This is a genomic window from Terriglobia bacterium, from assembly GCA_020073205.1.
Lineage (GTDB): Bacteria > Acidobacteriota > Polarisedimenticolia > Polarisedimenticolales > JAIQFR01 > JAIQFR01.
In genome coordinates this window covers 1-12,744 of sequence record JAIQFR010000122.1, presented here as the reverse complement: position 1 = coordinate 12,744, position 12,744 = coordinate 1, and the positions used below count along the sequence as shown (strand labels likewise).

General features: G+C 66.1%; 15 protein-coding genes. 4 read left to right on the top strand and 11 right to left on the bottom strand.

Going from position 1 to position 12,744, the window contains the following annotated elements; genetic code table 11:
* The coding region (locus tag LAO51_17885) for a tyrosine-type recombinase/integrase (GenBank protein MBZ5640611.1) at positions 1-303 on the bottom strand (303 nt) is incomplete at its 3' end.
* A 74-nt stretch (positions 304-377) separates the two neighbouring features.
* On the opposite strand from LAO51_17885, the gene LAO51_17880 reads away from it, so the two are divergent.
* A complete protein-coding gene (locus LAO51_17880) occupies positions 378-1,556 on the top strand; it encodes a HEAT repeat domain-containing protein (GenBank protein MBZ5640610.1) in 1,179 nt (392 codons plus the stop codon).
* Between the two features lie 33 nt (positions 1,557-1,589).
* Here the strand turns inward: LAO51_17880 and LAO51_17875 are convergent, their stop codons facing one another.
* The 10 genes from LAO51_17875 to LAO51_17830 form a co-directional block, all read right to left on the bottom strand.
* Positions 1,590-2,000, bottom strand: coding sequence for a hypothetical protein (locus LAO51_17875; protein ID MBZ5640609.1), 411 nt, complete (start codon positions 1,998-2,000; stop codon positions 1,590-1,592).
* Complete coding sequence (locus LAO51_17870; GenBank protein ID MBZ5640608.1) at positions 1,997-3,598, bottom strand: recombinase family protein; 1,602 nt, start codon at positions 3,596-3,598, stop codon at positions 1,997-1,999. The genes LAO51_17875 and LAO51_17870 overlap by 4 nt, the downstream gene beginning before the upstream one ends.
* Complete coding sequence (locus LAO51_17865; GenBank protein MBZ5640607.1) at positions 3,599-4,096, bottom strand: DUF2924 domain-containing protein; 498 nt, start codon at positions 4,094-4,096, stop codon at positions 3,599-3,601. It abuts the gene before it with no gap.
* A 476-nt stretch (positions 4,097-4,572) separates the two neighbouring features.
* On the bottom strand, positions 4,573-6,321 hold the full coding sequence (locus LAO51_17860) for a hypothetical protein (GenBank protein ID MBZ5640606.1): 1,749 nt from the start codon (positions 6,319-6,321) through the stop codon (positions 4,573-4,575).
* On the bottom strand, positions 6,203-7,204 hold the full coding sequence (locus LAO51_17855; GenBank protein ID MBZ5640605.1) for a RepB family DNA primase: 1,002 nt from the start codon (positions 7,202-7,204) through the stop codon (positions 6,203-6,205). The genes LAO51_17860 and LAO51_17855 overlap by 119 nt, the downstream gene beginning before the upstream one ends.
* A complete protein-coding gene (locus LAO51_17850) occupies positions 7,204-7,452 on the bottom strand; it encodes an AlpA family phage regulatory protein (protein MBZ5640604.1) in 249 nt (82 codons plus the stop codon). The genes LAO51_17855 and LAO51_17850 overlap by 1 nt, the downstream gene beginning before the upstream one ends.
* Before the next feature lie 105 nt (positions 7,453-7,557).
* Positions 7,558-8,511, bottom strand: a complete 954-nt coding sequence (locus LAO51_17845) for a hypothetical protein (GenBank protein ID MBZ5640603.1) — start codon at positions 8,509-8,511, stop codon at positions 7,558-7,560.
* Between the two features lie 301 nt (positions 8,512-8,812).
* Positions 8,813-9,082: a hypothetical protein gene (locus tag LAO51_17840; GenBank protein ID MBZ5640602.1), complete on the bottom strand. Its 270-nt coding sequence runs from the start codon at positions 9,080-9,082 to the stop codon at positions 8,813-8,815.
* A gap of 177 nt (positions 9,083-9,259) precedes the next feature.
* Positions 9,260-9,514 (bottom strand): hypothetical protein, encoded by a 255-nt coding sequence (locus LAO51_17835; protein ID MBZ5640601.1) that lies wholly within the window; start codon positions 9,512-9,514, stop codon positions 9,260-9,262.
* Between the two features lie 12 nt (positions 9,515-9,526).
* Entirely contained in the window at positions 9,527-9,736 is a 210-nt protein-coding gene (locus tag LAO51_17830; GenBank protein MBZ5640600.1) for a hypothetical protein, read from the bottom strand.
* Positions 9,737-9,920: 184 nt separating this feature from the next.
* Here LAO51_17830 and LAO51_17825 point away from each other — a divergent pair, with 184 nt between their 5' ends.
* The 3 genes from LAO51_17825 to LAO51_17815 form a co-directional block, all read left to right on the top strand.
* Complete coding sequence (locus LAO51_17825) at positions 9,921-11,225, top strand: DNA modification methylase (protein ID MBZ5640599.1); 1,305 nt, start codon at positions 9,921-9,923, stop codon at positions 11,223-11,225.
* A gap of 22 nt (positions 11,226-11,247) precedes the next feature.
* On the top strand, positions 11,248-11,799 hold the full coding sequence (locus tag LAO51_17820; GenBank protein MBZ5640598.1) for a hypothetical protein: 552 nt from the start codon (positions 11,248-11,250) through the stop codon (positions 11,797-11,799).
* Between the two features lies 1 nt (position 11,800).
* Positions 11,801-12,744, top strand: a 944-nt coding sequence (locus tag LAO51_17815; GenBank protein MBZ5640597.1) for a phage terminase large subunit family protein, incomplete at its 3' end; no start/stop codon positions are given.

The window sequence follows — 12,744 nt, the reverse complement described above, 5'->3', positions numbered from 1 at the left end:
ATCCTCGCCGCGGTCCCGCTTCCACCGCCAGAACCGCCTCAGCTTTACGACCAGCCGGTCCGGCAGGAATACGTCCGTAGCACGGCCGCCCTTGGCGATCTCGGGGCGGATGCGGACGCGGACCCGGGGCGTGCCGTCCGTGTTGAACACGTCGCCGACGTTGAGGCCGACGAGCTCGGCGAGGCGCAGGCCGGTGCCGAGGGCCATCGAGAAGATGGTGTGGTCGCGGAGGTTCGAGGCGGTGGCCAGCAGGATCGCCTTCTGCTCGGCGGTGGTCAGGGTAGGCGGGGCGAGGTGGGGCATCGGAACCTCCCGCCAACACAGGGCCATCGCCACGTGCGGAAGTCAAGGTCAAGAGTGGCAATCGAGCGTAGAAGATGCCAGACGTGCCGGATGGGCCGACCTCAGACTACAATTCCCCTGTGTCGCTTGCGCGCGACCCCATCGGCTGGAGCCTGATAGGGAGTTTGGGAATGCGAGCGCGGAAGAGCCTGGTCGTCGGTAGCGGCGGGGTTGCCATCCTCCTTCTGTCCTGGGCTGGGGTTCTCGGGTCCTTGACGGATGTCCCTCCCTGTGCAGGCGATCCCGTGAACCTCGCAGTTGGGTTGAGCGCAGCCGATCCGGAGGCGAGACGGCAGGCCGCGATCGCCCTTCGATACTGCGCACCACTTCCGGATGCCGCGTTCCAGGCTTTGGTCGGCGCACTGGACGACACGAGTTCAGCGGTGGCGGCGAACGCAGCGGAAGCGCTGATCCCTGCGGGAGCGCGAGCTGTGGCGCCGCTGGTCGATCGAGTGCGGACGAAGCACGGGCAAGCCCGGCAACTCGCGATCCGCACCCTGGGGCGTCTGGGCGAGTCGGGCCGACCTGCGGTGGGTGTTCTTCTCGACGAACTCCGCAACCGACGGTCAGATCAGGGCAAGGACCTGGTTGTCACGATCCGTGACCTGGACGGGGACGAGGCTCGTGCGGCCGTGCCTCTGTTTGTCAAGCTGCTCGACGACCCGGAACTCAAGAACGAAGCCGCGAGCGCGGTGGCCCGCTTGAGCGGCGCCTACCCCAACCGCGTGATTCCGATCCTCGTCCAAGCGCTGCGCGAGCAGACCCAAGGCGAGGGATGTGCGCACCCCACAGCGCACGAGGATCTCGGTCGATACGGTGAGTTGGCCATCCCGGCTTGGCTCGAGCTCCTTTCGGACCCCACGGTGCCGAGATCGTTCAGCCTGCGTGCACTCGAGTCACTGGGGCCGGATGCGCTGAGGGGAGCCACCCCGCAGCTCCATGCCATGCTAAAGGGACCGGGACGGGCTCCCCTCGATGCGACTGGCTACCTCCTGGACCTCGGAGTGATGGGGTCCGACGACGCCGCGTCGATCTATCAGAAGTTCCTGTCCCACGAATACGAGCGGTGGCGCCTGGACGCTGTGGCCGGTCTCTTACGCGTGGACCGAACCTCGGACCCTCGAATTGAAGAGGTTCTGAAGGCGCTCGTTGACGACCGTCAGAAGGACGTGCGAGAACGTGCTCGGGCGCTGCTCGGGCAGCTGAGGAAGTGAGTTTGTCGAGGCGGTTGTCGAGGCGCTTTAGGCTTAGCGGCTGTCTCTTCCCGGTGGCGCGCCGCGGAACGTGGGACGCAGGGTCTTCCATCGCTCGCGCTGCTGGCTCCAAACTACTTCCGCCACGATCGCCCGCAGGCTCCTCTCGCTAACCGGGTCCCGCCCCTCGGTGGTCGCCGGCCACGCCAGGATGGCCGCCTGGATCTCCGGTGCGAGCATCGTCAGGTTCACGATCTGGGTGATTCGCGTCCTGGTGATGCCCATCTTCCGGGCAGCGTCGGTGAGGTCGTCGTACTCGCCCGCACGGATCTTGGCGTCGATCTGGTGAGCGAGGGCGAGGAGGCGGGCGACGCGGAGGACCCCGCCAGGCCGTTCCGGGGCCGGCTCGGTCCTGGGCGGCCGCCCGAAATCGACCGTGTAGCTCACGGTCGCCTGGGCGGTCACGACGTGGCCTCTATGGGCGCCACTTCGGCCGCCAGCGACGCGATCCCGTCCAGCCGGAACCGAATGGTCAGATTCCCGTCGCGGCCGTCGTACGTGACGCGCTCGATCAGGAGGTTGAGGACGCGCTCGCGCTCGGGTGTCAGCAGCACCGACCAGATCCCGTCGAAGTCAGCCAGGGCCCGGGCGAGGTCGCCCTCGTCCACCTGCTGGGTGGCCATCGCGGCCTCCCGCTCCCGGACCTCAGCGAGGCGGGCTCCGAGGGTGCCGATACGGTCCTGGGCCGCGACGAGCTCGGCGTGCACGGCATCGGCAGCCGCGCCAGTCGAGCGCGACAGGGTTCCGACAAGCCGCTCCACGTCCCGCCGGGAGGCCGCCAAATCCCGTTCCCCGCGCTTCGCCTCGGCCTTGATTCCGCGACGCTCGGCTGCGACCTGCGCGAGGGCCGCCTCGAAGGTCTCACGCTGGAGGGCCGGGTCGGCCCCGATGCACCGGATCCGGTCCACCACGAACGCCTCTACGCGGTCCGCCTGAATGGCTTTCGTCGGGCAAACCGCCGCGCCCTTGCGCATCGAGTTCTGGCAGCGGTAGTAGCGATACAGGCGCCCATGGTTCTTCGAAGGCGCGTGGACCATCGCGGTGTCGCAGGCGGAGCAACGCAGCAGGCCTCGCAGCAACGCACCGTGCCGGTTCCTGGACGATCCGCCGCCGTTCGACCGGTTCTCCGCCATCGCGCGTTGCACCTGGTCGAACAGTGCCTTCGTGACGACCGCCGGGTGCTCGCCCTTGAAGGTCTGGTCCCCGAGCTTCTGCTTCCCGACGTAGATGGGGTCGCTCAGCAACCGGCGGAGCGTGACCCGGTCCCAGGCCTTGCCCTGGCGCTGCTTCCCGTCTTTCGTGACCCAGCTCTTCCGCCGCCACCCGCGACGGTTGAGCTCCTGCGCGACGGCGATCAGCGACGGGGTCTCGACGTACAACTCGAAGATGGCCTTGACCTGCTCGGCCTCGTCGCGGTTGACGACGAGCCGGCCGCCCTCGGGGGCGGGGTCATATGCAACGGGGGGAAATCCACCCGTCCACCGGCCTCGGCGCCGAGCCGCCCGCATCTTGTCCCTGGTCCGCTCGCCGATGATCTGCCGCTCGAACTGCGCGAAGGACAGAAGGATGTTCAGCGTCATCTCGCCCACGGGGGTGGACGTGTCGAACCTCTGGCTGACGGACACGAAGCTGACGCTCCGGCGCTTGAAGAAGTCCAGGACCTGGAGGAAGTCGAGCATCGATCGGGACAGGCGGTCATACTTGTACACAACGACGCAGTCGATCTTGCGGACCTCGACATCGGCGAGGAGGCGCTGGAGGGCAGGGCGGTTCGTGCTGCCCCCGCTGAACCCTCCGTCGTCGTACCGGTCGGCGAGCGCGGTCCAGCCCTCCTCCCGCTGCGCGGCGATGTAGTTCTCGGCCGCGTCGCGCTGGGCGTCCAGGGAGTTGAAATCCTTGTCCAACCCCTCGTCGGTGGACTTCCGGGTGTATATGGCACAGCGAACGGGAGCCGTCGCGGTGGCGACCGCCGAGGCTCGACCGTTCCGCGCCGCGCGGACCATCTACTTCCTCCGCTTCCGCTCGGTCAGCCCGAAGAAGAGGCGGCCATTCCAATGCTGCCCGGTGACCGCTCGGGCCACCTCGGTGAGGGAGCCGAACTGGCGACCGTCCCACTCGAAGCCGTCCTCGGTCACGACGACGCGGATCTCCCGGCCGTGGTAGCGGCGGGTGATCACGGTACCTGGGGAGGGGAGCCGTGGATCGCGGACGGTCCGGGACGGCTCCTCGACGGGGGCCGGCTGGACCGGGGGCGGCTGGAACCCGCCCGGCACCGGGGCCCGAGCGAACGCCTGGGGGGCCAGCTCGGCGACCCTGGCCTTCGCCGTGTCGGACAACCCGCCGTGGGCCAGCTCCTGGACCCGCCACGCGAGGCGCCGCCACAGGTACTCACGGTTGCGCGACCGCGTTGGCTCGCCGTGAAGGCGCTCCCATTCGCGGCGGAGGTCGGCGACCGTCATCTTCCTGAACGCCTCGATCTGCGCGATCACGCCACCTTGCATCGGCGCCTCCGTGGGGGCCTATCCCGGACACAAGGAGGGCGTGACTGCGGCACAAGATCAAGGAGAATCTGGGGCTCTACGGGTCGAGAAATGGCGCAGTTGCGCGCTTTGTGTGTCAACCGCAGATAGCCGCGGGCGAGGAGCGCCGCGATCTCCACGATGGCGGTCCAGTCGAGGCGGGGCTTCGGACTAGTCAACGTTCTGATCCTCGCGAACCGGACGGGCGACGGGCACTTCACATGACGGAGGGCACCCGCTCAGTGCGCCACACCCGCTCAAAACCGTCTTGGAACACTTAACTCCCGCGGAATCAGCGGACTGGCCGAGGTGTACCAAGCGTGCCAGGGGGTAGAGAGGGGGCTGTAGCTGATCGCTTGGGTCCCGATGGGCAAGCGGCCACGGGGATGCCAAGGGGCGGTGACCCCAATCAGGGGGTTCGCGTTCGTTAAGGCGAGTCTTTTTAGAGAGTTCTGGTCTCATGCGCAGTCCGGATCCCGCAATCCCCGGATGGTTTTCGGATCGAAGAGGGGTACCTGCCCGCCACCCTCCTGGCTTGGTTGGTACACCTCGGCCATCTCGCTGGATTCGTTTGGGTTAAGTGTTCCATCGGCGTTTGGAACACCTTGCTCTACTTGGCACACCTCGACGTCCCTGGGTTCAGCGGCGAGCTCCTCCGGGCTGGGTAGCGCGAGGCAGATGTCATCGCCCACCACGGTGACCCGGTACTCGTACTCCTGTCCTTTCTGCGCGTGGACCAGGTCGAGGTAACCCGCTTCTTCGGCCGCCTTCAGGTGTCGCCTGACGGTCTGTTTGGACCAGCCGCTCGCGGACAACCTCTTCGACATTTTGTTCGCCGTGATCTTCGCGGCGCCTACGTCCCCGGGGGACTCGGTGCCGGCGAGCTCGCGTGCCGCCGCGATCAGCTCCCGGGTCTTCCGGTTGGCCCCGAGGATTGCGGTTTCGAGGAGGGGGGCCGCGAGGCGTCTTGCGAGAGCGTAGTCCTCGATCGTCGCGACGACCGTGCCGCCGTCGCGTTCCCTTTGATGCTGATAGAGGATCGCCGAGGCCTCGATGAGCGACAAGAACCTCGGGAAGTCGCGTCGCGCGCGGACCACCCGGCTCGGGAACTGCGTCGCGATCTTCTCCGCGAACGGAATCACGACGTCCGCGGGCTTCAACAGGGTGTGGACCGTGCGCCAGAGGGTGAGCACCTCGTTCGCGTCGTCGGCGTTGCGCGAGGCGGCTCGCCGACCCTGTTCCACGATGATCTTGCTGGTCGCATCCGCGCTCTCGTCCAGGGAGGCCGAGAACAGGCGTGTCTCGTTCTCGTCGTGAAGCACGGGCTCGGTCGTTGTCTCAATGTACGCGACCGGGCCCTCGATCTCGCGGTCGACCGTGACGATCTGCCCCGTCTCTGGGTCCTTCTCCGCGACGCTGTAGACGAGCTTCCCTTCGGACTGGAGGATTCGGACTTGATAGTCGTTCGTCTCGGCACCCGGGCGTTCCATGAAAACGAGGACCTTGTGGGCGAGTGAGTCGGTCCGGAAGTACAGCGCCTTGGCCGATGCGGCCGTGAAGACGATGCACTCGCCCGGCGGGAGAATGGACAGGACCATGTTCATGAGAAACGACTTGCCGGCACTGGACGCGCTCTTTAGGACGAGGCAGATGGGACGATTCAGAAGCCGAGAAACGATGGTGAGCAGGAGGAGCATGAGGTTCAGGGCCTCGCCGACCACCCCGAGCCTTGCCATGGCTGCGAGGAAACGCCCCTCGATCTGTGGGCTCTTGAGGACCGATTCCGCGGCGGCGATGTCCTCGGCGGTGGGTTCAAAACTGGCGGCGGAACCATCTGCTGAGGCGGCCGACCTGGTTGTGCGCGCGGTGTGCACCGCCAGGACTAACGTGTCCTTCGTGGCGTTGAGCTTTTCGCGAATCACGGCGGCATATACATCCACGGCGCCGAGGGGGGCACGGGCAAGGAGGCGGGCGCATTGCTCGATGAGGGTGAGCTTATCGCCCCGTGAGACGTCCTTCTGGACGGCTTCCAATATCGCTTCCAGCTCGGCCAGCGGGTCGGCCGCGTTGTCCACGGAAGCGTTCTCGTCAAGCAGATCGCGGGGCTTCATGCTTCCCTCTCGACCGTGCTCTGGCCTTGTCCATCGTTCGCTGCAGGTATTTGTCATTGGCGAACACGCCGCGACCGAAACGGAAGGCGCGAACAATGACAGGTATGAACTCGTCCCGGACACCGACGTGGACCAGCTGGTTCACAAGCGCCATGTCCCATCCCGACCGAGAGGAATCGTTCAGCGTGCGGTCTCCTCGCCACGTCCGAAACAGCGGGTGCGACGGACCGAGTTCGATGAGGAGCCGTTCGAAGGCTCCAACGATCTCGCTCTCGGGCTGGCTCGGAGCAGCGATGGGCACAAGGGCGGTAGGCTGCGTGTGCGGTTTCGAAGGCGTTGCGGCCTCAGGTAATTGGAAGGCGTCAGGCGAGTACGTCGGCCCGTCGGCGTACAGCAACCTCGCCATCACCGGCACGCAGCCCCTGGCACGCTTCCGAGCATCGGGGAGATTCAACGTGCCGGGGACACGGAGAACCCGGGCGAGATCGTGGACGGCGTCGCCGCCGAGGGCTTCGGCAATCCCACGGTTGCTGGCCTCGAAGCGGTCGCCAGGGTACTCATCGGAGATCGGGATGGCTTCGTGAAAGAGCCACCGGGCCTGGAGCCCGTTGCCGGTGTGCACCAGGAGGGTCGGTCGCCGGCCGAGTGCCTCGATCCGAGAATGGGCCAGTCGCTCCGCACGTGCGCGATCGCCCTCGTCGATCTGGTGGAAGTCGAGGTCGGCCCAGGCCCCCGTTACGACCGCCACTGCGTCGCGGGTGCCGGCCTGAATCGCCCGGGGACATGCGCTGACGTAGACGTTGACGTGTCCGGAAAGACGGCCGACGATGGCAAGGGCTTCATCTGCGGACCGGCAGAAGTGTTGCCGCGGGCGAGACCCGTCGAGCGGGATCGCCCGAACCTCGAGCCACTGACCCGATGGAACCCCGATGCGCGCGAGGAACCTGTCGGCGTCGTCCGGGAGGAACTGCGGAGCCATCACGCAGCGTCCCGGGGTCCTGAGTTCGCCACGGTTGACTCGCCTCGCTGTTGGTCGAGCCACGCGTCGAGGTCGCCGACGTCATAGCCCACTGCCCGGCCGCCCAGGCGGACGAACCGGGGGCCGTCGCCGGTGAGGCGCCTCTTTTCGAGGGTACATGGGGCGAGGCCGAGGTATTCCGCTGCAGCCGGGGTTCGGAGAATCCGCCTGACCTTGGATTCTACGGAGAGCTGGCTTGATTTTTCCATCCTTCGCTCCTTCCGCCGCGAAACACAGTGCGGCGAAGTGACACGAAGGATGATGACGGTGGGCCAACCCCCGATATAGGCCCCCGATCCGATAATATCGGGGGTCTACTTCCTAGGTCGACGAGTCTTCCGCGGCCCAACCCTATCGGCGCTCGCCGCCGCCACCTTGGCGTGGCGGTAAGGCGTTCGGAGCTTGTTCTCGACGGTCTTCGCCGTAAGGCGCGCCGCGAGAGGATGTTCCTGGGTGAGCCATTCGCTGAGCACGCGCGATTGTTCGGTGATGGTGTCTTCCAATTGTCCCTCAGCGACGCGCCGAGCGAACTCAGCCTCCACAAGTTGCATCGCGGAAGGTCGCCCCGGAGCGCCTTTTCGCAAGCGCCGCAGTTCCTCCTCGTTCTGCCGGACAGCCTCCGCGAGCCGCTTGCGCTCCAAGATCTCGGTCTCCAGTCCGCGACGGATGGCCTGCAGCTCCTGCAACATCTGGACCTCGCGGTTCGTCTGCTCTTCCTTTTCGCGATCAAACTGCTCGTGGAGCTCGTTCCATCCGTGACGGTCTTCCAGCAGACGATCTACTCCTTTGTCCCGAGCCGTCTTCAGTCGCTCGTCTTCCGAAGCGTGAGATCCGGCCATGACGAACGCGTCCAGCGGCCCGGCCGTACCAACGGTTGCTTGGATTGCCCTCATGACCGCATCGGATCGTTCGATCGCGGCTTCGAATCCTGTCGGCCTGCTCGGTCTCGCGGCGTCCAGCACCGCATTCAACGCTGCGGGTCCCGACTCAACCGAAGCCGAAAATCCGATGCCTGCGCTCAACCCCGCCAATGCACTCAGGCTCTCGAAGTTCGGCAGACTGGGCACCTTGGGCAACCAACTGACCCCGGTCGCCTTGTCGAGCGCCTTCGCGGTGAGGGTATTCTGTTCGATCGCACGGGACAGGGGGTTGGCTGATGTCGTCTTCCGCAGGGCATCTTCATCTTCCATTATCAGTCTGGCGATGCCCGGCCTGCCTGAAGGATCCAGAATAAACTTAGCGCACATATATTCACCTGCGTTCGGCACGACGACCGCTCGTGCTGTGTCAAGCCCAGATTGCAGTCTCGCTCCCAACGGACTCGCCTAGCGCTGAGTACTCCTGACTACGCTGGCGTTTCCGCACCCGGATTGTACTGCGCAGATCGCTGATGGCACAGGCTGCCGCCTCGAAATGCGATGGTATGGTCAGTCGAGGTACGGAACTGTGGCCGACACGTCAGCGCACGACCGGCAGCGGCGGGACGGGGACTTCAGACTTGATGTGGCGGGACTGAGAAAGAACACCCGCGGGCACGAGGTCCCGCGGGTGGGGGAAGGTGGGGACCGGTCAGGATCTGGCTTCGCGCGCCTCGGCGATCGCCGCCCTGAACGCCACCTCGTCCTCCGCCGCGAATGCCGCCGCGACCTGGCGAAGGAAGCGCGTCGCGTTCCTGGGACCCGCGGTCTTATGGATCGCGGCACTTTCGGTCGGCGTGAGCCTGAACGCGAACACCTTCGTCGCCTCCGGGTCCTTCGGCGCCCTCTCCGCCTTGGGGGCCCTGGACTTCTTCTCGGTCGCCTTGTTCTTCTTCGTGGCCTTCGTCTTGGTCTCGGGCATGGGTACCTCCGTCGCGGTCGGCACTTCCGGCCCGAGGCAGAGGACCATCCTCAGCCGGGCGGGAGGCGCGTCGTCCGCGGCATATCGATTCCAATGAACCTCGCAGACAGGTCGACCCAGATAGATGATCCCCGCCTCTCGACGGCATCGGCGGACGGCGCAGCGGTCGTGCACGGGTCAGCGTCCGGCGTGGTAGCCGCGCGGGAAGCACGTCTCGCAGGAGAACACGATGCCGTCGTCGGGGTTGGTGAACGTCGGCCCCAACCGGAGGCAGCTCCACGCCTGCGCCTGGAACGTCGCCTCGGTCCCGACGTGGCGCCCGCAGGCGACCCGTCCCGAGTCGTGGATGTAGATGCAAGCCGGGTCGAACCGCTCGCCCGGCTTCAGGTCGTGCGGCTGCTGGTGCGAGTGCGGGCTGATGATCGTGGGCATCGTCGTCTCCCGTTACCACTCCTCGTTGATCACGATGTCGTACCCGAGGACGTGTTCTCCATCGGCCTTGATGCGGAAGATCCGGAGGCGCTTCCCGTCACCGCTCCGCTCGGCGTAGACCTGGACGCCCTGGTCATTGCGGGAGATCTCGATCATCGCGCCCGGCTCCAGGCCTTCGATCCTCTGGTCCGTCGTGGTGGCCTTCTTCGTCGTGGTTCGCATCGTGGTTTCCTCCGTTCGCACCACCATGAGTGCGCTGCTCTGCGCGATGAATCAAGGCGAGTTCGCAATGTTTTGCAGGGTTTTTCGAGGCGATCGTGAGGCGATCACACGACCGCTTGCAACGCTTGCTCCACCTTCCGACGCGGTGCACGGCAAGTGTCGGAGTTAACGGCTGGAGGCCGACATGGACGTGACTGAAGTCCGCACTGAGGAACTCGCGGCGAAGGCCGCTCCCTTCAACCCGCGCACGATCACCGACCACGACCTGGAGGCGCTCCGTCGCTCGTTGCGCTTCTTCGGGACGGTGGAGCCGGTGGTCGTCAATCGCCGGTTCGACCGGATCGTCGGGGGGCACCAGCGGGTGAAGGCCGCGCTCGCAGAGGGGATCGAGACGCTCCCCGTGGTCTACGTCGATCTGGATGACCCGTCGGAGAAGCAGCTCAACCTGGCCCTCAACCGGATCCACGGTGAATGGGACGTGGACAAGCTCGCGGAAGTCCTGGCCGAGCTCGAAATGGCCGGGGCGGATCTCGATTTGACCGGATTCACCGAGGTCGAGATCGAGGACCTGCTCCGGGGGTCGGACGAGCCGATCGACGGCCTGACCGACCCCGACGCGGTCCCCGAGCCGCCGGACGAGCCGGCCACGCAAGCGGGCGACCTCATCCGCATGGGGGAGCACCGGCTCCTCTGCGCCGACGCCGCGAACCCGATGAACCTGGAACTGCTACTCGGAGACGACCGCGTGCAGCTCGTGCACACGGACCCGCCCTACAACGTCAACGTGGAGCCCCGCAGCAACAACGCGATCGCGGCCGCCGGGAAGGCAAAAGGGCATCACCAGAACCTCGACCTGTCGCGCCACCCCGAAAAGGCGAAGCCGACCGGGAAGATGAGGGCGAAGGACCGGCCGCTGATCAACGACTTCGTCAAGCCGGAGGAGTTCGAGCGGATGCTCCTGGCCTGGTTCGGAAACCTCGCGAAGGCGCTCGAGCCGGGTCGCTCGTTCTACTGCTGGGGCGGCTATGCGAATTGCGCGAACTATCCGCCCGCGCTCAAAGCCTCCGGGCTTTACTTCTCCCAGGCTGTCATCTGGGTCAAAGAGTGGCCGGTCCTGACCCGGAAGGATTTCATGGGGAATCACGAGTGGTGTTTCTACGGGTGGAAGGAAGGGGCGGCACACTACTTCAATCCCGAGATCACCAACGCCACCGACGTGTGGTCGGTGAAGAAGGTCGCGCCGCCGGCGATGGTGCACCTGACGGAGAAGCCGGTCGAGCTCGCGGAACGGGCCGTGTTTTACTCGTCGCGGAAAGGGGAGACCGTCCTCGATCTGTTCGGGGGCTCGGGCTCGACGCTGATCGCGGCGGAGCGGCTCGGGCGTCGGGCGTTCCTCATGGAGATCGACCCGGCCTACTGTGACGTTATCGCACAGCGCTGGCAGGCGTTCACGGGGAAGAAGGCCGAGGCGTGGCGCGGGAACGCGTAGGCGCTGTCCGGGGAGAGTCGCTGTGGCACGTCACTCGTTGAAGACGCGGGAACAGGCCCGCGAGTTCTACCTCACCGGTGAAGTCACCTCGGTCGCCGAGATTGCCCGCCGGCTCAAGGTGAAGGCGCACACGATCGCGGCGTGGAAGAAGGACGAGGATTGGGACACCTTGCGCCTCAAGATCGGCAAGCGTGCCGCGGAGCAGCTCGTGGAGCGGCTCGCGACCGAGCGTGTCAACCTCAATGCGCAGCACTTCAAACTCTGGAACGCGGTCGTGGGCAGGCTCTTCGGGTCGCTGCAGAAGGGCAGTCTCGATTCGGATGCGATTCGGGACCTCGAGAAGGTGGCGAACATCTTGGAGCGCGCTCAGAAAGGACAGCGGCTGGCCCGCGGGCTCTCGACGGACGGGCAGACGGAAGAGCAGATCAGGGCGGAAGCCGAGGCGGAAGGCCGCGCCCTGGTGGACGTCTTCATCGACGTCGTGAAGGCGGAGGTCGCAGACGAGGCGGTGCGGGACCGCGTCTGCCGGGCGGTCCTCGATCGCCTGCCGGTCGAGGACGAGGGGGCCACCTGAGATGTCACACCCGATCGGGGTGTCGAAGCTGACGGGGTATGTCCGTGGCCGCGTCTCGGAGCTCGCCCTTCCCGCGACCCGGGCGGTCAGCGAGCCGCTGGCTGCGTGGGCGATCCGTCGGATCCGCCTCGACGGCCGGCCGTTTCGATTCGATGGGCACGAGTACCTGCGGGCGGTGTACGACGACACCGCGCCGCACATCGTGCTGCTCAAGGCCGCACAGATCGGCGGCACGACCTGGGCCATTCTGAAATCCGTCCATGCGTGCGTCATGGGCCTGCACGTCATGTACTTCTTCCCGACCAGGACCGACGTCCTCGAGTTTTCGAAGTCTCGGGTCGGCCCGCTCCTCGCCGATAACCCGTTCCTCGGGAAACTTCTCCGCGAAACGGACACGGCCGGGTTGAAGCGGATTGGCTCGGCGTACCTTTTTCTGCGGGGCATGCAGTCGCCGGTCGGAATGAAGTCGGTGCCGGCCGACATGGTGGTCTTCGACGAGCTGGACGAGGCGACGCCGGATGCGAGAACCCGGGCGCTCGAGCGGCTGAGCCATTCGGACTACCGACGCGTGATCGAGTTGTCGAACCCGAGCCTGCCGCACTACGGGATTGACGAGGCATACCAGGCCTCCGATCAGCGGCACTGGACGGTGCGCTGTGGCCACTGCACGACGTGGACGGCGTTGGACAAGGAGTTTCCCGCGAAGCTCGGGGAGGAGGTTCGGATCATCCGCCCCCGAGAGGACGGGAGTTACTATCGGGCCTGCCCGCACTGCGGCGAGGAACTGAACATGGACCAGGGGGAGTGGGTCGCGGACTTTCTCGACCGCCCCATCCACGGCTACCGGATCTCGCAGCTCTACTCGTCCAAGGTGGACCCTGGGGAGATCCTGGCGGAATACAAGAAGACGAGGTTTCCCGAACGGTTTTACAACTTGAAGATCGG